16 protein-coding genes are annotated in these 20,427 nt (G+C 44.3%); 7 read left to right on the top strand and 9 right to left on the bottom strand.

All coding sequences use genetic code 11. From position 1 onward, the window contains the following. Window positions 1-16: 16 nt before the first annotated feature. The 4 genes from arsB to DF182_RS00730 are packed head-to-tail and all read right to left on the bottom strand — an operon-like array spanning window position 17 to window position 2,472. Window positions 17-1,102: an ACR3 family arsenite efflux transporter gene (arsB, locus tag DF182_RS00740; protein ID WP_113613783.1), complete on the bottom strand. Its 1,086-nt coding sequence runs from the start codon at window positions 1,100-1,102 to the stop codon at window positions 17-19. A 22-nt stretch (window positions 1,103-1,124) separates the two neighbouring features. Further along, entirely contained in the window at window positions 1,125-1,247 is a 123-nt protein-coding gene (locus tag DF182_RS32760) for a GNAT family N-acetyltransferase (RefSeq protein ID WP_262511065.1), read from the bottom strand. A gap of 10 nt (window positions 1,248-1,257) precedes the next feature. Beyond that, a complete protein-coding gene (locus DF182_RS00735) occupies window positions 1,258-2,088 on the bottom strand; it encodes an arsenite methyltransferase (RefSeq protein ID WP_113613782.1) in 831 nt (276 codons plus the stop codon). 54 nt (window positions 2,089-2,142) lie between these two features. Then, on the bottom strand, window positions 2,143-2,472 hold the full coding sequence (locus tag DF182_RS00730; RefSeq protein WP_113613781.1) for an ArsR/SmtB family transcription factor: 330 nt from the start codon (window positions 2,470-2,472) through the stop codon (window positions 2,143-2,145). A gap of 1,101 nt (window positions 2,473-3,573) precedes the next feature. On the opposite strand from DF182_RS00730, the gene DF182_RS00725 reads away from it, so the two are divergent. The 5 genes from DF182_RS00725 (at window position 3,574) to DF182_RS32800 (ending at window position 9,906) form a co-directional block, all read left to right on the top strand. Continuing rightward, window positions 3,574-4,944, top strand: a complete 1,371-nt coding sequence (locus tag DF182_RS00725; protein ID WP_113613780.1) for a hypothetical protein — start codon at window positions 3,574-3,576, stop codon at window positions 4,942-4,944. Beyond that, window positions 4,902-5,561, top strand: coding sequence for a condensin complex protein MksE (locus tag DF182_RS00720; protein WP_113613779.1), 660 nt, complete (start codon window positions 4,902-4,904; stop codon window positions 5,559-5,561). Before DF182_RS00725 ends, DF182_RS00720 begins: the two co-directional genes overlap by 43 nt. A 12-nt stretch (window positions 5,562-5,573) precedes the next feature. Continuing rightward, entirely contained in the window at window positions 5,574-8,717 is a 3,144-nt protein-coding gene (locus DF182_RS00715; protein ID WP_147243301.1) for a hypothetical protein, read from the top strand. Then, on the top strand, window positions 8,717-9,679 hold the full coding sequence (locus DF182_RS00710; RefSeq protein WP_113613777.1) for a Wadjet anti-phage system protein JetD domain-containing protein: 963 nt from the start codon (window positions 8,717-8,719) through the stop codon (window positions 9,677-9,679). The genes DF182_RS00715 and DF182_RS00710 overlap by 1 nt, the downstream gene beginning before the upstream one ends. A 122-nt stretch (window positions 9,680-9,801) precedes the next feature. Then, a complete protein-coding gene (locus tag DF182_RS32800; RefSeq protein WP_113613776.1) occupies window positions 9,802-9,906 on the top strand; it encodes an aldo/keto reductase in 105 nt (34 codons plus the stop codon). 108 nt (window positions 9,907-10,014) lie between these two features. On the opposite strand, the gene DF182_RS00700 is transcribed toward DF182_RS32800, so the two are convergent. Then, on the bottom strand, window positions 10,015-10,962 hold the full coding sequence (locus DF182_RS00700; RefSeq protein ID WP_113613775.1) for a hypothetical protein: 948 nt from the start codon (window positions 10,960-10,962) through the stop codon (window positions 10,015-10,017). A 219-nt stretch (window positions 10,963-11,181) separates the two neighbouring features. Between DF182_RS00700 and DF182_RS00695 the strand changes: the two genes are divergently transcribed. After that, window positions 11,182-11,568, top strand: coding sequence for a VOC family protein (locus DF182_RS00695; RefSeq protein ID WP_113613774.1), 387 nt, complete (start codon window positions 11,182-11,184; stop codon window positions 11,566-11,568). Between the two features lie 244 nt (window positions 11,569-11,812). Here the strand turns inward: DF182_RS00695 and DF182_RS00690 are convergent, their stop codons facing one another. Beyond that, window positions 11,813-13,984: a TonB-dependent receptor gene (locus DF182_RS00690; protein ID WP_113613773.1), complete on the bottom strand. Its 2,172-nt coding sequence runs from the start codon at window positions 13,982-13,984 to the stop codon at window positions 11,813-11,815. Between the two features lie 78 nt (window positions 13,985-14,062). Continuing rightward, window positions 14,063-14,386 carry a hypothetical protein gene (locus tag DF182_RS00685; protein WP_113613772.1) on the bottom strand — a complete coding sequence of 108 codons (324 nt, stop codon included), beginning with the start codon at window positions 14,384-14,386 and terminating at the stop codon, window positions 14,063-14,065. A gap of 217 nt (window positions 14,387-14,603) precedes the next feature. Here DF182_RS00685 and DF182_RS00680 point away from each other — a divergent pair, with 217 nt between their 5' ends. Continuing rightward, window positions 14,604-15,554 carry a hypothetical protein gene (locus tag DF182_RS00680; RefSeq protein WP_113613771.1) on the top strand — a complete coding sequence of 317 codons (951 nt, stop codon included), beginning with the start codon at window positions 14,604-14,606 and terminating at the stop codon, window positions 15,552-15,554. Between the two features lie 64 nt (window positions 15,555-15,618). Here DF182_RS00680 and DF182_RS00675 read toward each other — a convergent pair whose 3' ends face one another. Further along, a complete protein-coding gene (locus tag DF182_RS00675) occupies window positions 15,619-17,811 on the bottom strand; it encodes a DUF4838 domain-containing protein (RefSeq protein WP_161964013.1) in 2,193 nt (730 codons plus the stop codon). 34 nt (window positions 17,812-17,845) lie between these two features. After that, a complete protein-coding gene (locus DF182_RS00670; protein WP_161964012.1) occupies window positions 17,846-20,377 on the bottom strand; it encodes a tetratricopeptide repeat protein in 2,532 nt (843 codons plus the stop codon). Window positions 20,378-20,427 lie beyond the last annotated feature (50 nt).

The following is a 20,427-nucleotide window of genomic DNA, read 5'->3' as shown; positions in this document are numbered from 1 at the left end:
GTTGCTTGAAATAATATTATGCTTCTATAGTAGCGGTGGTAGCCGGTTTTTCGCTGTACCACTTTTTCCGGAGCCAGAAGGCCACGTTTACCAGGGCGATCAACGCAGGTACTTCCACCAGTGGTCCGATAACACCAACGAAAGCCTGACCTGAGTTGATACCGAAAACACCGATGGCTACGGCGATAGCCAGTTCAAAGTTGTTACCGGCTGCGGTAAAGGCAATGGAGGCGTTTTTGGAATAGTCTGCACCAGTTACTTTGCCCAACAGGAAACTAACCAGGAACATGATAGCGAAATATATCACTAGCGGGATCGCTATTCTGATTACATCAAAAGGAATTTGTACAATCAGTTCTCCCTTTAGACTGAACATTACAATGATGGTGAACAGCAAGGCGATCAGGGTTATTGGGGAAATGAAGGGAATGTATTTTTCCTGAAACCATTTTTCACCCTTCCATGCAATGAGCGCGTAACGGCTGATAACACCCGCTGCAAACGGAATACCCAGGTAGATGCCAACGCTTTTTGCGATTTCTCCGATGGATACCGCTACAGTAATACCTTTCATACCGAATACAGTAGGTAACCAGGTGATGAACACGTATGCATATACGCTGTAGAACAATACCTGAAAGATGCTGTTTAATGCGACCAGCCCGGCGGCGTACTCTCTGTTGCCGTCTGCCAGTTCATTCCATACGATTACCATGGCGATACATCTGGCAAGGCCGATCAGGATAAGGCCAGTCATGTATTCAGGGTAGCCATGCAGGAACAGGACCGCCAGCGCAAACATCAGGATAGGGCCGACAATCCAGTTCAGTAACAGGGATACCGATAATACTTTGGTATTGCGGAATACTTCTCCCATGTTTTCATACTTCACTTTTGCCAGTGGGGGGTACATCATGAGAATGAGCCCTACTGCCAGCGGAATATTAGTGGTGCCGGTAGAAAAAGAATTGATAAAGCCGGAAGATGATGGAAAGAAGTATCCTATGCTAACGCCGATGGCCATTGCCAGGAATATCCATAAGGTGAGGTACCGATCTAAGAAGCCCAGTTTTTTGCGTTGGGCTGGATTGCAATTTTGCATGGTGTATGTTGTCTGAATATATTTAAATGCCGACGGTAGTACTTCTCCTTTCGGGTAACAGCATGTCTCGCCAGATGTTGTCCGTTTTACCGATCCGTTCCCGGCGTTCTATGATGCGGAAGCCGCAGGCTTCATGAATTTTCATGTTGCCGGTGTTAACAGCATCCCGGAGGGCAGCAGGCGGGTTTTTCAGCATACACAGTAACGCTGTAGATACCTGTATCACCGGAACGGAAGGCAGCTATTTCTTCAGTGCTCAGGTAGTTGGAAAGAATATCGTCAGGAATAGTGATGGTCTTTTCTTTCTGCAGGGTGATGTTTTTGAATCCATTGCTTTCGATCAATCCTAGATAGTCTTGTTTCTGTATGGCGCCGGAAACACAACCCGCGTACATTTCTGCTGCCTGCTGGATACTGGCCGGCAGGTTGCCCTGTAATACGATATCGGAAATGCTGAAGTGACCGCCGGGTTTAAGTACGCGGAATATTTCTTTGATAACGCCGTCTTTGTTGGGCACCAGGTTCAACACGCAGTTGCTGACAACAACGTCTGCTACGTTGGCGGTTACGGGCATCTTTTCAATATCGCCCTGACGAAATTCCACATTGTTAAACTGGAGCTTTTCAGCGTTGGCTCTTGCCTTTTCGATCATGGCGGGTGTGAAATCGATGCCGATTACTTTTCCGGTGTCGCCTGTTTCCTGCCGGGCAATGAAACAATCGTTACCAGCCCCGGAGCCAAGATCTATAACGGTATCTCCTTTCTTTATTTTTGCAAACTGTGTTGGCAAACCGCAACCCAGGCCAAGATCAGCGTCGGGGTTGTAACCTTCCATTGTGGAATAATCATCGCTCATGATGTTGTATACTTCTGTAGAACAGCAGCCGGACCCGCAGCAGGAAGCCTCGTTGGTGGCCTTGTCCTGTAAAGCGATTTCGCTGTATTTCTGTCTTACTATCTCTTTCATTTGTTCATCGTTAGTCATGATATGGATATTATTGTATTATTGCAATATTGCGATAGTTGTGGGCAAAAAATTTTAGCAGCAGCTTTCTGCCTGGTCTACGTCTTTAAAGAAGGCATTGAACAGCTCGCGGTACTGCTTCCATACTTTGGGATTGATGCAGTAACATACGCTGGCGCCTTCGATAGAACCCTGGATAATGCCGGCGGTTTTAAGTTCTTTCAGGTGTTGGGAAGTGGTAGCCTGTGCAAGGCCCAGTTCGTCTACCAGATCACCGCAAACACAGGCGTTTTTCCGGACGAGATATTGCAGGATGGCGATGCGGGCGGGATGCGCTAACGCCTTTGCCATAGCGGCAATATCGTTCTGTTGTTTCGTGAATAGATCTGTTTTCGTTGCTCCCATAATCTCATTGTCTTATTGCAATATTACGATTAGTTTGTAGTTTCACAAAAAATAAACAGATTTTTTTCCGGGATGAAGTAAATACCATATGGATAAAGTTTTTAGGAAATATATGGAAAGCCTGGCACCGATCAGCGAGACGGGTTTCAGGGCCAGTTTGGCCTATTGCCAACCGTTACAGCTGGAAAAGGGTCAGTTTTTTGTCCGGTAGCTGGAAGCTGCCAGACAGGTAGCCTTTATTGTTTCGGGAATCATCAGGACGTTTTACCTGAAAAACAATATAACGGCCGGCCAACCCGCTTTGTATGGGACGGACATGTACCGCTCCACGAATGGAGTTGCCTTGCAGCAGAACGTTCGGTAATCACTGTAGATGAGTTAGGGACGTGCAGCAGGACCACCCGAACCATCACACAGGTATACCCGTTAAGATACGGAGTGAATATAAAGACAGTATAAGATTTAGCTCCTGGGTTTTGTTTTTAGCATCAACTGCTGGATAGGATAACAAGAGTAGCAAGGTCGCGATAAGTTTTCGTACTGGCATTATCGTTATTTGAAATGTGAGGATTGGGGGAGATGTCAGGCTAATACCATCTTTTTACAAATACGTTATAGGGAAAATGTTCACTTGGAAAGTTCTTTGACTTTACTAATTGTTAATGAGCTGTTATGCATGTTGTGTATGGGTAATATGAAAAGAATACAATATACCGAATTTGTAAATTCACATTTACTGTTGTATAGTTTATGAATTATTATTATGGGAATACATTTTATGAACTGATATTCAATTGCAGCATTGGAGTCGTATCCTTTAACTTTTAAATTCGATAACAAGAAATATATTGCAGGTGCAAAATTGTCATGCAAATGAGCAAATAAATATAGGCCTGACAGAGGAGCTGGCGTTAAAGAAAGACCTCTATTAATAAGTATTAACCAAAACATTTTCTGTCTGACTTACTATCTATTTCGAATAATTTTTAGATAAGTATGTAGCGATTGTCTCTATCGTTAATCCTGCTATACCCTTAAATGGAGTTTGCTGTTAATTTTTGGGGTTATCCTTTATAAATAAAAACATAATTCCCTCCTGTTATGCTTGCTGAAAACACTAAAACTTTTTCCATTGAAGAAATAAAAGCTGCCTTTGAAGTACTTTACCCTGATGATTTTGAGTTTCTTACCTTATATAATTTATATATAAACTATCACTCCCAGGAATTTCAATATGCAGAAATCAAGCAGGCGATTATTGATACCTCCCGTTTACCCTTTATGTTGACTGGGAAGGATATACAGGTGGAGCGGAAGTTTAAGCGTTTACTTCGTGCGTTTATTGAGAGAATTCCATCTAAATCTAACAGGTTTGTATTGACGCCGCATGCAGAGAAGATCATAGAGATTGCGGTACAGCGGATAAATAATCCATATTTAAAATATCCGCTGAAAGATACATTTGAGCAGTTTTTTAGGTTACCGGATGATGTATCGGATGATATCAGGCGTTTGCAAAGTTGGTTCCAGTTTGGATTTCATAATAATGCCAGGCAAATAGTATTAGGACACTTAGAGGCCCTGAAGCTTTCTGTGGATGATTCGGTAAAAGCGCTGAATAAGGTGCTCGAGATGGACGATAAATCAGCGATACAGCTGTTGGAAGAGTTTGCGGAGAATTTTAAAGTGTTGGGAGATAAGGCGAGACAAATAACAGAGGCGATAAGAATGAAGGTCCATGTACATTACAGTTTGCGTGACCTCGCAGAGGTATTTAACCGTAAAAGTTCTGATAGTCTGGCAGGGGAGGAGTATCTGCTATACTGCAGGAAGGAGGCATTAAGAATAAAAGATGAAGTGAAAATTTTTTTTGACAAGATAGATCAGCAGCTGGACCTGATAAATCAGAAAATGACCTTCGCTGCCTCAAAAATATCGGAGCTGCAGGAATCTTTACGTGCACAGTCTCATTTTAAGTTAAACCTGAAAAAACTGTTGATATACCTGTTGGAGAACAGTAAAAAAGACCTACAATCCTGGGAGCTTCCCACTGGTTTTCCTGCTAAAGATATAGTTACGCAAAAGTTCCGTTTCTGGGTACTGAGGTATTATGATATGGGTTTCCTTAAAAAGACCAACGTTGTAGCGCCGGAAACAGACGAGATATATGAGGAGGAGCAACGAATTCAGTTTGAGCTGGAACTAAAAAAACAGGAGTTGATCCAGCAATATTGCGACCAGGCGGAAAGTGACCTGGCATTATATGGAAAGCTGGATTTAACCACCAGGATAATGGATATTATGCAGGAGGAGAATGGCCTTGAAATGGCTGTGCATACGGGATACGAGTTTATACGCAAAGTGAGTCCGTTCGCAAATGTTGAAATTACAGAAACGCTTCAAAGTAACCAATCAAATACATTTCAATTATGGAAAGTAACGGTGCGGAAAGATCGGCATTCCAATTCCTGAGTCATGAGCAGATACAAAAACATTTTGCAGAGCTGAATATTGAGCTATTGAAGGGGAAACATATCCTTCAGTCATCTGTGCACCTTTTCTCCATTCTGGATAGGTTTGAAGAGGATTTTGTGCAGTACTATGCGCAGTTATATGGATTAATGCTTGAAAAAAGGACTAATGACAGTACCTCCTATTTTTATCTCGAATTTCCGGCTACGGGCAAGGGAAAACTCACCAATCCCGGAATGTACGTAGAGTTAGAGGCCAGGGCAACTATTGTGGCGTGTATATTAGCCAATCTGTATTTTTCCAACTTTTTCAGCTACGATAAGAAATTTCAATGGGATGATATTCAATATGAAATAGAACATGGCGAACATAGGCATTCTTACCAGCAGTTGTTTTTCAATGATATGAGGTCTGAGTATTCCGATAAGGAATGGGAAGGTGTCAGAAAACATTTTAGTATAGTCGTCAATTTTTTTAATCGTATCGGGTTAGTAGAAAAAGAGGATAATGATGAAAGCATGCAGTTTATTATCCTGCCAACAATCCATCATTTCATTGAATTATACCGGGATGAGATTGATAATATAGATGATTTTTTACAAGAAATTAAATTATAAACTGAAATTAGTATGCACCTATATTCAATTTCAACTGTCTGTTTGCTCAAGCATTATAACCAGGATTATCTATTACATTCATTAAGAACAGACTTTACTGGGGCTAATGGCGTAGGGAAGTCCATTATCGCTGACCTTTTCCAGATAGTGTTTATTGGAGACCCCAAGTATGTCAAATTTGCCACTGAAGGGGTAGATAAGAAAAAGAGAAGGGTTGAAAACCTTCCCTATGAAAGCGGTGTCGGTTATGTGTTTTTCAATGTAGAGCTGGCAGAAGGTCGCTTCATTGCCCTTGGAGCGGCTATTTTCTCGCAAGGACACCAGCCGATAAAAACCTTTATTATTACATCTTCCATCAACCTAGATAAAGACAAATTAGAGAACTATACATTTGGCAAAGATGAACTTCTCTATAGTAATGACTTATTGGGTGCTAACGGTCATCCATATACGCCGGATGATCTGGCGAGAGTACTGCCGGACAGCCATCGCCTATACATGCATTATTTCAGTTCCCGTGAAGAAAAAAATGAATACTATGGCTGGCTTTATATGAATGAAATTCTTCCGATAAATCTGGTAAAAGAAGGCAATTTACGGGCCTTTGCCAAAGTAATTCAATCATTCTCTAAATCAAAAGCCTTAAATATAGATAACTCCTACAGTCTAATAGAATACCTGTTTGAGGAGGATGAGGTAGAAATCAGCCAGGAGTATAATAACCAGGAACAGGCAATTGCTAAGCTCCTGCATCAGTTTAAATTAACAAAGGGGCAAATAAGCGATATTTCTACCAAACAGGCGGTGCTAAAAAGGCTGAAGCAGTACAATACAGAGAAAGATGATACAGGATTGAAACTGGATATAGCTCGCTATACAGAGGTACTTCATAAGCGAAAAATCGCCTGTAATGAACTGATGAAAATCGGGAAAATGGTTGCGTCTCAACAACAAAAATGGACGTTTTTAAAAGGACGGACAGATAAGTATACAAGGCTGGAGCGTCTCGCTGAAACCCTTGCTAATGCCGAGTATAAAAAATTATCTAACCTGACATCCTTGCCAACCTTGTTCTCATGTCTGGATGACTTAAAAGAACAGCAACAACGGATATTAGGCATTGATACCACTGGGTTGATGGTCCAGATAATGCCTGATAACGTAACTGAGTTGTTGGCTAAAGACGCATCGGAATATGAGAGAAGCATTGAAAATTCCAGAGAAGTGCTGATGCGTTATGCAACAGTGGAAAGTATGGAAAAAACAAAGATTAAACAAGATACCTGGTTGCGCAGCAGGGAAAGGGAAGTTGAAGCAGCAGAGAAAGAGTTATTGCAATTTCAATATATAATAGAGCAGGTAGAAGGGAATAATATCTTGTTAAATGCATTGTCGACCAGCAGCGGACTTACCAAGGCACAACAAGCAGTAGCGGTATACCTTCGTGATGTTTCCTTGAGTAAACCCCAGCATCCGAAAGCTGGTATGCGTTATACCACATCTAAAAGTCTGCTGGAAGAATTAGAGATTTCACCTGATGATACCAATGCTGGCTGGTGGATCAAAATGGGTTCCCTCTTTGAATTTGTTCCGGAGACATCTGAGCTTATTCCTGGCTTTGATTTTGAAAAAATTAATAGTATCGACGAATTGAAACAGCTACTGAATGCCAGGCTTGTTGAGTGTCAGCAAAAAAAATACCGGCTTCAAAGCATTGCCAATGGCGTATTACCGGAGGGCTTTGTGGAATATCGCTATGATATAGACCTGTCCGATGCTACGAAACTGAAAACCCACGTTTATGCTGCAGCGTTATGTGCGATTGTTAATTTTAAAGCTATAGATCTGAGGAACCAGATCTCCGAAGAAGAAGAGAAAATAAAAAAGGCAAAGCAGGATTTCGATATTACGCTGGAGGGAATGGAATATGACCTGTTGCGTAAACAACTGGATGAGAATTACCAAAGACTGCGTAAACGTTATGAAAAATTGAAGTCCGGTAATAACACTGAGAAAGCGGCCATTGATACCCTAAATGACAATTTGCCACTCCTTCGGCAAAATTATGAACAACTGTCAGAAACGCTAAGGGTATTAAATGATAGTCATGCTGACTTGCATCAGGATTTCCTGGACAAACATCCCGGGCAGCCCGTTCCTGAACCGGATTTGAATATTCCATGGAGTATCAACCTTACCGTATTGGAGAAGGCATACCAAGATGCTGCATCGACTTATACCAATGAATACAACCAGGTTGTTGGCCAGTTTGAGGAAACAAAACAGTCCAGGGATATTCGTGTACATGAACAGATCCGTAACAATGCTTACTCATTTGATATATTGGAGCAGGCGCTGTTAGGTAGGAAGATTCGTACGTTAGATGATGTAACTGGTCATTTAGAGACATTGAATGCAGAGCTGTTGTCTATTGCAGATGACTTGCTAGGTAACCTGGTAAAAGTGTTTGGTAAAACAGAGAGTTATTTTGACCGTTATAAAGAGTTGGTGCAATCATTAAATGATTTCTTTAAAGGTAAACTGATTAGTGGAAGATTTTATTTCCAGATAGACTTCAATCCCGCGCCTAAAATGGATATTAAATGGATTGAACATCTTCGGAAATTGTCGCTGAACCTGGGAGATGTAGGTGAATTTGAAGACGTAAAACCAGATCATATAATAGAGGAATTATATATGAAATATTCTGGCAACAAGTCTCGTGTTTCCCTCACCGACTTATTGAATCCAAAACGATATTTCCAATTAAAAGGAAAGTTAACGGATGAGCGACATCGGGAAACTTCCGGTAGTACCGGAGAAAGTTATACCGCGCTGGCCCTGCTTGGCATCGCCAGGTTGTCTGTTGTACAGGATGGCGACAGACCAGGTTTACGTTTTATTATCTTGGAAGAATCCGCGACCCTGGATAATGTTAATTTTGGACTGTTCCCGGAAATTGCGAAGCAATATGGTTATCAGATAATCACGATGACGCCAAAGCCCTATGCTGTTGGAGACGATGGTGGATGGTACATTCATCAGCTGATACCAGGGAAAAGTAATCAGGATATCAATTACCCCAAGATCATGAGTTATTTCAGAACAAATAGAATGCAAATGGATTTGAGTAGTTTTTTAAAAAACAAGAACTAATGAACTGGCAGACATTCAAATCACTTCATGAGTTATATGTAGAGGGAAAGACCAGGTACCGGTCTAGCCTGGATAAAGAGCCGGTATTTAAGTATTACGCTGCTCAGGCGAAAGAGTTGCTTATTACAAAAAATGAAATCCTGGTTCGAAATAAGACCTCTTTTGAAAAAAGCTATAGCAGTCGTTATTTAGATAAATATAATGTATGTAGAAAATTGTTGGATGATATTGGTGAGAATACGCCGCAGTGCAGGTTTGAAGATACAGATATTCTTTGCTTGCATGAAATGAAAGAACAAATGGAGGCGGGTCTTCTGCAAGAGATACGCCAGCAAATAATTGATTCGAATGAAACACGGCGGGGCGTATCCAATATGTTCTTCAAGCACGAAAAGCACCTGGATACAAGTGTGGCATTGGAGCGGGCAGTCAAAACTATTTTACAGATCGAAACATTTGCTGACACGAGAGACCATCAATATTTATATGTAATGCAATGCCTGCACCCAAAAGCGATTGTATTATGTGAAAACCTGTATTTTTTAAAGATGCCAGAGAAAGCCAGGAATAACAAGGTAGAACTCTGGTATGCAGGCGGTAGAAACGTGGAGAAGCTTAAGTATAGCAACCATAGAAATCTGCCAATCTACTATATGTGTGATTGGGACCATGATGGATTGGATATTTATAGAAGTGTAAAGGAGAAGCTACCGCAGATTCAGCTGCTTACACCCAATGGAGCCGGCAGGAGTATTTTGCTAACCGAACATCGAAGTCTCTGGCGATATCCAGATAGTCCGGCGCTCCTGTCTGGCCTGGAAGCAGACCTATTAACCGGTGAGCAACAGCAGTTAATCCAAACATTGATAACGGAAGATAAGTGGATCGTAGAGGAGTCTAATGATTTGATGGCGCTACTGCAGGTAGATAAAGTCTTTTCTTCATCGACCAGGCACAAGTAATGATTTTAAACGCCCCGTTTATGATAACCACCAACAAAACCTAAATTTACATTATGTTGATTACCAGGTCGTCAGCTTTTATCATAAAGTAACATTTTATCCCAATACAATACTCCTAACAGATTGCATTAAGTTGGTTGTATCATCACTCATCCAATATCCTGCTTATACCCGGCAGTTCTAAAGTTAACCATGTCAGAGAGAACGTGAACGCAGTGAATATTTAGCTATCTGAAGCGGAAATGAATGAACTGGGTAACAATTAGGCGGTAGAAATAATATACAGAAGCTATAGCCGCCAAAAGTAATCCTGGCATGGTAAATTAAAATCCGGGTTACAATTTATATGTAATGCCAAAAGACCAGTAGAACAGGTTCTTCAGTGGCTCTACCTTTACTATTGATTCTTTGGTAGACAGTGTTGTTAGTGTAAGTACTGCAGGGTGCAATGGAATAGCATAAGTGGGTTCAAAAGAGAAAGTGAGTCGCTTATGAATGGTATAAGATATGGGTAGACTTAATTCATAATCCAGTATGGTAAAGTTGGATGCACCGCTCATATCTGCCACCACAGTTGGATACTGACGTTGTTTCTTTTTCTTACTCACTTTTACCACGGGACTGAGGTAACGTTTGTTATAATAATCATCATAGTAGTGTTGCGTTCCTGCAGTGGCTGATACGGTAGGAATGATGCTCAGGTGATCGTGGAACAGGTCGAAACTATGCTCCAGTGCGGCCCTTGCGGAATAGTCGGTTTTTGATCCGAAATTTATATAACCATCAACAGAAGCTGCGATAATTTCATTGAAATCATATTCAGCATTGGCATGCAGATCACCAGTCATTTCTGATCGTACGTTATCACTCAGATCACTATAGAAAAATTTAGAGGCGCTGATCTCTCCATCAAAATTACCCCGCGAAAATATATATCCCGCTGTCAGTATACCTGCATCCACACGATTACCATTATCCATTAACATAGAAAGAATACCCTCTGCATATAGTCCCGATTTGTGATAGTAGCCCAATGTAGCAGACAAATACGGGATATGGGTACTGTCGTTTCTACCGGTATATACGTTGTCACTCAGGTATTGCAAACCTGTACCAAAATGCGACCTGGGTCTGTTGTTATCTGCAGTTATCGTTTGTTCATTGCCGGTAGCCGGCAGTGAATCCCGTTGGTGCGATGGTACGGTAGTGGAGCTGCTATCGTGTTGCTGCGCGAATATAGGTATTGACGGCAGTAACAGAATGTATAGAAATAGAGTTTTCATGTGCTTTTACTAATTATAATACATAGTGACTATAGACAGGATCAAGACAAAAAGGTTTAATCTATAAATCACTGTTAATATTATCTATATGTTAATTAAAACTGCATTAGAAAGTAAGTGGTGTCTGAAAAAATGACTGGCAAATAAATGATTGAGGTATGATGGAATTCAGGTAACTTCCTGAAGAAAAAAGTTATTGACCATAAAACCTTTAAGGCTATGAATACAAAAAAAATCTGGGCCAATTTCGGTGTCAGTGATTTAGAACGAACCACTAAATTCTATAAACAACTCGGGTTTAAACAAAACGGAGCATCAGACGAACTAACTAGTTTCTTCTTTGGCGAAGAAAACTTTATCATCCATTTCTTTTTGAAGGATGTACTAGAACCCGGTGTAAAGGGACAAATAATTGATACCAAAGCGGGGAATGAAATTGTGTTTACCCTTTCTGCTGACAGTAGGGAAGAGGTTGACAGTTGGGAAAAAGAGGTGCAGCAAGCGGGAGGAACAATAGTTTCCAGGCCAGAAGAGTTTGGAAAGGGTTATTACGGTTTTGTGTTTGTTGATCCTGATGGTCATAAGTTCAATGTATTTCACATGTAGTATCCTTCCATTACGCTCACCTTGGATGGATGTGTTCAGCAGGACTGAGGTAAGTCCAGTGTCTGGTGCTTATACTCCAGGCTACTTGGCACAGCAGTTATACTGTTGATATCAAAAACGTCGATGGTTTTCCTGCTGACATTTTTCCGCTCTTCAATGATTTATCCGCTTTTGCCGCTTTCCCCTGCATGTGTGGCATTGACCAATACCGGGAAAAGCGGCCAAAAGTTGATTGCTGTATTGCTTACAATTTTAATTTCAGGCCTCCATTGACCACGAAACCATCCAGCGGTGCGTAAATATCCCTAAACACAGGATGTGTTACAGTGCCCGTATAGATACTATCGAAACGGGTTTGCCGCGTATCAAGATAGTTTTCAAAGTTCACAAACAAGGAAAATTTCTTCCACAGCTTTTCTGCCATGAATCCGCATATCCAGTAAGGCTTACCGGTAGTGCCATCTGTGAGCGTTTGTTTGCTGTAGTAATAAGCTTCCAATCCGATCTTCCACTTTTCTTCTTTTTCATACATCAGTACATTGTTCAGCCGGTGACGGGCGGTGAGCGGATTTTCACGGATGATGCCATTATCATTCAGCCGTGCATCAGTAAAGGTATATCCGATGAATAGTTTAAAGTCGCCGTATCCGAATTTGATATTCGTTTCCCAGCCTTTGGTATCAATAAACCCATCTACGTTTTCCAGTCTGTAGAGATTTCCCGGGACTGTATTAAGCAATAGAGGGTGATTGATGCGGGTATAAAAGAAAAGCTGATTGATGCTGAAACTTACTTTATCATCAAACAGGGACGTTTTGTAATTCAGATCAAAGTTGGCACCGTAGGACCGTTCCAGTTTATTGACATTGGCATTGATGGGCAGCACGGACTTGTACTGGATACGTTCTGTTTCCTCCGTAAAGATGGTGGGCGTTTTATAGCCCAGGCCTCCACCAACACGGGATGAAAATTCAGGAGAGATTTTAAACAGGACGGAAATCCGGGGAAGCAATACCAGGCCATAGTCTATTACATAGTCACCCCGCAAGCCCGTTTCCAGTTGCAGCCAGTCGTTGGTCTTCCAGGTATTTTGTACAAAGCCCCCCAACGTGTTCTGATTGTAGTTACGCTTAGGCAGGGTGTCTGTCTGCTGTTCCTTGAAATGATCAGTATAAACGTTGATGCCACCTATCCAGTCCATGTTTTCCCGTTGCCGGTGGTAGGTAGCCTCTGTGTAAGTGGACCACTGCTGTCCATCGAATACATAACCGGGGATAGTGATCGTTCGTTTAAAGTTGTTGATGGAGTTTTTTACCGTTACGCTATTGCCTTCGCTGAATTCGTGATTGAAGGAGAACTGGGTAGACAGACGGTTGGTTTTATTTTTCTCGAAGTAGCTATGGGTGCTGTCGCCCCGGCCTTTAATGTATTGGATATCTCCACCAATCCTGTCTTCTGTGATGAAGTTGATGCCGAAATTCATCTGGGTTTTGGGACTGAAATAGACAAACAGCTTAGGGTTGAATACATACCGTTCAAATTTAGGGATGGCGGTAAATCCGGTGTTGGATGGATCATAGGCTTTATTGCTGTTCCGGGATGCAAAGACAGTCACCCCCAGCTTGTTGAACCGCTGTCCGTAAAATCCGTTGAGGTCCAGCCCACCGGCAGAGGTGCCATTGATCAGGAACCGGAGGTCCCGTTCTGTTGTGGGTACTTTGGATATCAGGTTGACAAGACCGGCGATAGCTCCACCACCGTATAAAGTGGATGCGGAGCCCTTGATAACCTCTACTTGTTTCAGGTCGAGTGGGGGCGTTTGTAACAGTCCTAAACCACCGGAAAAACCAGCATATAGAGGAAACCCATCTTTGAGGATCTGCGTATACCGGCCGTCAAGGCCCTGTATACGGATACTGGAATTGGCTGATGTGGCAGAAACCTGCTGCGTTTGGATACCAGTACTTTCGTTGAGCATCATACGTATATCACCTGGCTTCATGTTTCCTTTCTCTTCCAGTTCTTCACCGGCTATGAATTCAACACGGGTGGGTATATCGCGGATACTACGTTTGCTGCGGGTAGAGGATATTACCACTTCCTCTATTTCTTCCCCTGCATGTTCCAGATAAATAGTAACGGTATCGGAAGGTAAAGGGAAGGAAAAGGTATCAGCTTTCTCCTGATATCCCATAAAGGTGCAGGTAATAACATGTCTGCCATTAGGAATGCCGGTAATAGTGACTACCCCGTTATTGTCGGCCTTGGCCCCTTTGCTGGTTCCTGTAAGTATGGCTGTAGCCCCGATCAGGGGTTCTCTGCTGTCTGCATCTTTTATGAATGCCGTGAACTTGTTCTGTGCCAGGCATAGCTGTGCAATGCACAGTAATAATATAGTGCTAAGAGTCTTAAACATTTTACTGTTGATAAAAACCGATAAATAGAAGTCCGCTGTGCGTTTGGCACAGTATATCAAATGTGTGAAAGGGAATTATTACGATAGCTGGGGAGGCTGCCAGATAGATGTGGGAAATTCAGGGAGAGGTTGTTCTGTAGGGTCGTAGTAGGTATTCCCGGGCAGCGGTATTGCTTCAGGATCCGACTTTGTAATTTCCGGAATCACCACCCCATGACAGGTATTGCAGGAGAAAAAGGGACTGCAAGGTAACTCTGACTTGTTGTGGTTTTCATGTTCATTGTGCTGCTGGCTGCCTGCTATCATGGCTATTTCCTCCTCACAACAGTAATCATCTCCGCAGCAGGGAACAGCGGAGAGTGTAAGTACGTATATGGAGAATATGAGCAGAAGCCACTTCATGGAGCAAATATAGTAATCATCCTTTTCCCAGGCAATTGTATTGAATATTTTAATATTTACCGGGGCTATTCCTGCAGTTGCATAGTGATCCCCAAGCGGCTACCACGGAGTCGTTGAGTGGCATACTATCTACTCGCAGTGGCTTATCTTACTTTAGTAATAGCCCTAACTATCCGTTTCTTCTTTTCTCACATTTCTTAACCCAAACCCCTTATTTATGAGCAAATACATCATCTCCTTGTTGCTGTTGAGTGCTATGATATTTTCTGCCTGTAAAAAAGAGCAGAACAGCACATCAGCTGATACAGCAGTAGCACCTGCCAATAAAGTGCAAACAAACGATCATGAGGGCCAGGTACTTACACCTGTGGGCTGGATGCCAAAATCACAAGTAAATCATATTGGAACAGGTGAATACCTGAGCGGAGAAGGTAACCGGCTCCGTAAGTATGACCGCAATGGCAAGATGATGGCGGATTACGGCGTGATAGAACAGAGTGCCAGGAAAACACCGTTCTATCCTGATAATGCCAAAGTGCGTGGTAATGGCGTATACCCGCTGGGTTCCGGCTGGATCACCTACACGTCATGGACGAACAATACTTCTTCCGCGATCTCTTATTTTAACACCAACTGGACCGTTCCTCCTCCTCCCGCTGTGGATTACGGCCAGACTATCTTCCTCTTCAACGGTTTGCAGAATTCCAACAGCATCCTGCAGCCGGTGTTGCAGTGGGGGCCTTCTGCTGCCGGTGGTGGCAGCTACTGGGCTATTGCCAACTGGTATGTAGGCAATGGCACTTCCTACAGTAGTTTAATACCAGTGTCTCCGGGTACCAATTTGCAGGGTGTGATGAGCCTTATCGGCGGCGGTGGTGCCTCCGGCAGCTATACGTCAGCCTTCACAGGTTATCCTTCCATTACGATTACGGTGAACAGCGTACCCACCTTGTATTGGGCGGCAGAATCATTGGAAGCATATGGTGTGTATACCTGCTCCAACTATCCTAATACTACTAAAACAAGGCTCAGCAGCATTGACCTGAGAGTGGGCGGTGTACAGGCACCCTTGTCATGGTCAGTGGCCAATTCTGTTACCGACTGCGGTCAGCACTCTACCGTGGTTAGCCAGGGTACGCCTAACGGCATTGTAGATATCTATTATTGATTGCACCAGAAACGGTGGCGGGCGATGAAGGCCTTGCAGGCGCTCCCTGCAAGGCTTCGTTTTTTTATTCCACCCAGATCTCATCGCAGGCAATCATCGGCTGCCGGCGCTCGCGATAACGCCATGACGGCAACGCTGGCCAGTTTGTAGCCTTTACACGAATAAATCTCACGGGCATCTCAGCGCCTTTGTTTTCAAAATCAAAGGCGGGCATTTCTATATCATAATGTTCTTCCGGCATTTGGTTGCTGATATTACCGATGGTTGTAAAATGCTGTCCGTCTGCAGACACTTCAACGGTGATGCCGGCAGGCCGGAATATCCAGTGGCGCGGATCTTCCAGGAAATTCATGGATACTTTTTTCACCACAACGGCTTTTCCCAGGTCGAGTGTGGCATTCATCGGTTGACCATAAAAGCAAAGCCAGTTGTAGCTGAAATCATTATAACCGGGATTGCCGTCTGTCAGGGTAGCCGGCCCTTTGGCCGGAAACTCAGGTGCAGCAGGATATTGCAGCTGTACCTGTGCATGCAGCGCTTTATTAGGGCGTACGCCCGCTGCCAGTATCTTCTTCCACTCTTCTCCGTATGCATCCGGCGAGAGGCCGCCTTCCGACAACTCTTTCACGCCAGACTGCTTACAGGCAGCCACAAAGCGGCTGACACGCTGCGTAAATCCATCTTTCACTTTCCACTGTCCGGTGGCAGACTGTTCAAATATGCCATGCTGCTCAATGCCATAGAAACGGGCCTGTTGCAGGTAAGTGTAATCCTGTGCAAGACGAAGGCGGCGTAGACGTGGCGCACGCCTGGAATCGTTTTCCACTGCGGCTTCTGCCTTATCCAGTATCGTACTGTACTGATCTATATTTGCGGGAGTAAGAAAGGTGTTATGTTCATTCACCGGGTTGCCGTAAATATCTAATGCAGGCTGAGCAGCGGCATGCTGCTGTAATTGTTGCAGGTAGAATTTTACATGCGGTGCCGCCTTACCATAATACCCCTGGAGAAAATCATCTGTAATATGTTGTATGTCTGCATCCGGCTCCCACAACAGTTTTGCGAGCAGATAACCTTTCAGCTCCGCGAGGTCGCTGTAAGTATCTCCGCTGCCCTGTTCAAAAACACCGGATACCTGCTGCTGCCGCAGATACTGCAGATTGGGCTGCAAAGTGCCCAACACCGGGAACGGTGCGAGGTAACTGGTAAACTGTGTAACATAATCCCATACAAACAGGTGCGATGTTTTTTCACGCCATCCTTTCAGGTAGTTCCTGAAAGCAGCGGCAGAGGCTTCTTTATCAAGTGGCTTGCTTCTGTATGCATCTATGCTGCTCAGCATGATATACACATTGTCAGCCGGCTTCAGATGCAGTGGGGGGTGCGTCGTATAGCCGTAAGCGAGCGTCGTGAATATTTTGTCCGGGAAGCGGGCCGCCACCCTGTTTACAAAACGCAGGAGGGAGCCTTGCGGGCCGCCTTCTGCCTGATCTGTCTTTCTGCACAGGTCACATTCACAATAACCATTATCATCATTGGGGCTGATAGACCAATATTCTGCATCAGGATGCTGTGCCATCTGCGCCTGTAAAGCAGCTACCGTGATATTAAAAACAGCTTCATTGCTCAGGCACAACTGCGATGGTTTACGGTGGCCCTGTACCAGCGCATAATATTCAGGATGTAGTTTGAAATATTGTGATGCTGGCACCAGTTTGTCGAATGTATGCCCCCACATGCCCCAGAGGTCTTCAAAGCGATGGAGCTTGTGCCAGTCGAGGTATTCAGCGTCCTGCACGGCAGCAGGAAGGTATACTTCCCGGTACCGGAAGGCTGGCACTTCACTGATATGTGTGCTACCCGGAATGGTCACTTTATTTGTATGCGGCACCTCTGCCGGTCCTGCGTCCCATTTGCGGCAGTTGAGCAGTCTTTCCAGGAAAGTGTATACGCCATATACCACGCCCTTGCCAGCACCACCGGTAATCAGCAGATCGTTATCCTTCACTTCAATGGAGTATCCTTCGGCAGCTATGTTTTTCGTATAGGCGATACGTATAGCGCTGCTTTCTGCATTGGATTCCTGTTTTACCGGCAGTTTCACGCCGGTGGCTTCCTGTATGTAATGTTGCAGGATACCTGCCGCCTTTTGTTCCGCAGCAGTCGCCTGTGCAGGCAGACTGATATGATAAACGGAATGACCATCAGACACCAGCACCAGGTCACTGGAGCGGGCTGGCAACGTAATAGCAAGCATAAGACAAAGAATATAAAGCCACCTTTTCATGCGTTTAAAAATTATGCAGCAACGTCAGGTATATATCGTACTGGTTGTATGATTTTCCGTTGCCAATATGTTGATTGGTCCAGTTACCGAACAGGCCGAGCGTAGTGCGGTAATGGATTGTTTTCTGGTATCCCGCGCCAATGCCTCCTGAGAAGAAATTCACAGAACGGCTGAACTGGTAGTTCCTGCTACGGTCATCCGGTGCTGTACCTGTTGATAATATCAGTGCTACAAAATCTTTCTGCCTGTTCATGTAATAACGGTTGGTAAGCGTATATGCCTGGAACCATTTGTCTTGCTCATTGATCACGTAGCCACGCAGATTCACCCAATAGTTGTTCCAATATTTTGCGATTGACCATACACCTGACCAGGTACTCACGCTGTCATCTCTGAGATAACGTGCACCCAGTTCTCCTTCCCAATCCTTACCAAAGTTATGAAAGAGCGAGTACCCGGCTCTGAAGCGTGGAAACACATCCGCATTGGACCAGCTGACCAGCCCATAGGAATAATTGCTTTTATTGTGCGTGTAATATGTTTCTGCTTCCAGCTGTATACCATTTCCGGCGGCACGGTCTGCATAGTTGATCCGGCCTCCGATACTGCCTCTGTTATGAAAACGCAGGTATTGGAGCGAAGTAATACTGCCGGGGCGGCTACCATTATCAAAGATGCTCTGCAGATGGATAATGCCCAGCTGATTGCGGTAATTTTTGCTTTGCAGCCAGTCACGATAATTGCGCAAACTCTTGTCGGAAGGGTCCAGCTGCTGCAGGGAAGCCGCTGTCGCTGCCGCTTCCTTGTAGCGTTTCAGCGTCTCCAGTGTGTTTGCTTTTTTCATCAACAGGCTTTTATCCTGCGGATAAAGCTGCAGACCTTTATTGGTATATATCAGTGAGCTGTCGTATTGTTTCAGTGCCAGGTGAGCATTGGCCAGGTTTTGCAATATCAGTGTATCAGATGGATTATACTGTAATGCTTTGTCGTATACGACTATGGCGCTATCCCAGGCACTGGAGTCTCTCAGTATTTTTCCATGGCTCATCAGCTGATCGGTGTACATCCGGCGCAGGGTGGTGTCTACAGGCTGCTGTTGCAGCAGCTGGCCGGAGATAGCATAAGCTGCCGGGTAGTTACCGGTTTCCTGTAGCAATGCGGATTTTTTCCGGAGGATGATGACGTTATTACCGAGCGCTGATAATGCACGGTCGCAATACCGGATGGCTTCCTGTGTGGCACCGTTACGGTGTTCCAGGTTAATAAGGCTGACCCAGGCGTCCAGGTTGCGGGGATCTGTATGCACTACTTCTTCCAGTAAAGGCTGCGCCTTTGCCGGTGAGGTGCCTTTCAGTTCTTCGCGCGCTGCTGCCATCAGCTGATCTGTGAAGGCCTGCTGGTATCTGTTAACAGCAGGGTATTGTGTCATCAGCTGGCGACTCAGTGTGGCCGCTTCGGTGTAATGGCCGCCAGCCTCCAGTAAGGCAGACTTACGGAAAAGCAATGCTGTGTCTTCCGGGAGCTGTTGCAGTAATATGTTGATGATAACGATGGCACTGTCTTGCTGACCGGCCTGTGAAAAAACGTTTATCCGTTGACGTTGTATATCCTCGTAAATCTGTCGATTGCGTTGGTCCGGCTTCAGCTGCCAGGCTTGTTGCGCGGTAGCAGCCGCTGCATCATAAAGATGCAGGTCCTGCAGGATGCCTGTCTTCTTCAACAGAAAATCAACATCCGTTGGATATCGCAGCAGAGCAGTATTACACCATTGCAATGCATCTTCATAACGCTGCATGCTGTAATAGGTGTTGATGAGGGCGTTCAGGGCATCCCTGTTACCAGGCTCCAGTTCCAGGATGCGGCGGCTCAGAGCAATCTGTTGCTCTTTGTCTCCACGCTTCCTGGCTGCCAGCCAGGCATTGGTCAGCCGTTCTTTTTCAACGATCTTCGGATCGGGCTTAGGCTTCGGCGCGGGTTTTTCTTCCTGCTGCGGAGTATTGCGTACTTCTTCCTTTCGCTGTTGGGCAAGATATTCTTCCTTCAATCCTTTTACCTTTGTATCATTGGGGTACAACCTGCTTAGTTGCGCCAGTACTTTCTCCTGCTCGGATTTCAGGTTATTCTCCTGTAAGATACCATACTTCTTCATCAACAGATCTTTGTTGCGTGGATCTGCCGACAATGCCTCATCAATATAGCAGATTGCTTCGCTGCTGCGATGCTGGCTATATTCCAGGTTGATCAGGTATTGCAGTGCATCCATATTTTTCGGGTCTTTGCGCAGCACCAGCTGCCATTGTACCCTGCCGGCCTGCGGCTCACCTGTAAGAACGTATAACCGTCCCAGTAAGAGCATCACATCCGTATAGTCAGGGCTTTGTGAAAGCGCTTTCAGGCAAAGTGCTTTAGCCTTTTCATAATCATGATGCTGGTTGGTTTCCTCCAGCGCTCTTTTCAGCAATATATCAGAAGACACCAGTCCCTTTCGCTGTGCAGTCGTACTGAGTGTAGCCGACAGGCATGCTATCAGAAACAAGATCTTTTTTGTATTTCTCCAGTTAAACATTTCAAATTGATCTGTATGAA

This window comes from Chitinophaga flava (assembly GCF_003308995.1).
Lineage (GTDB): Bacteria > Bacteroidota > Bacteroidia > Chitinophagales > Chitinophagaceae > Chitinophaga > Chitinophaga flava.
Note: the sequence above shows the minus strand (reverse complement) of the source record. Positions and strands in the feature narration are given on the sequence as shown.

Coding starts and splice junctions, on each gene's coding strand:
- arsB (WP_113613783.1), bottom strand. CDS start 1,102: ATGCAAAATTGCAATCCAGCCCAACGCAAAAAACTGGGCTTCTTAGAT.
- DF182_RS32760 (WP_262511065.1), bottom strand. CDS start 1,247: ATGAAAATTCATGAAGCCTGCGGCTTCCGCATCATAGAACGCCGGGAA.
- DF182_RS00735 (WP_113613782.1), bottom strand. CDS start 2,088: ATGACTAACGATGAACAAATGAAAGAGATAGTAAGACAGAAATACAGC.
- DF182_RS00730 (WP_113613781.1), bottom strand. CDS start 2,472: ATGGGAGCAACGAAAACAGATCTATTCACGAAACAACAGAACGATATT.
- DF182_RS00725 (WP_113613780.1), top strand. CDS start 3,574: ATGCTTGCTGAAAACACTAAAACTTTTTCCATTGAAGAAATAAAAGCT.
- DF182_RS00720 (WP_113613779.1), top strand. CDS start 4,902: ATGGAAAGTAACGGTGCGGAAAGATCGGCATTCCAATTCCTGAGTCAT.
- DF182_RS00715 (WP_147243301.1), top strand. CDS start 5,574: ATGCACCTATATTCAATTTCAACTGTCTGTTTGCTCAAGCATTATAAC.
- DF182_RS00710 (WP_113613777.1), top strand. CDS start 8,717: ATGAACTGGCAGACATTCAAATCACTTCATGAGTTATATGTAGAGGGA.
- DF182_RS00700 (WP_113613775.1), bottom strand. CDS start 10,962: ATGAAAACTCTATTTCTATACATTCTGTTACTGCCGTCAATACCTATA.
- DF182_RS00695 (WP_113613774.1), top strand. CDS start 11,182: ATGAATACAAAAAAAATCTGGGCCAATTTCGGTGTCAGTGATTTAGAA.
- DF182_RS00690 (WP_113613773.1), bottom strand. CDS start 13,984: ATGTTTAAGACTCTTAGCACTATATTATTACTGTGCATTGCACAGCTA.
- DF182_RS00685 (WP_113613772.1), bottom strand. CDS start 14,386: ATGAAGTGGCTTCTGCTCATATTCTCCATATACGTACTTACACTCTCC.
- DF182_RS00680 (WP_113613771.1), top strand. CDS start 14,604: ATGAGCAAATACATCATCTCCTTGTTGCTGTTGAGTGCTATGATATTT.
- DF182_RS00675 (WP_161964013.1), bottom strand. CDS start 17,811: ATGCTTGCTATTACGTTGCCAGCCCGCTCCAGTGACCTGGTGCTGGTG.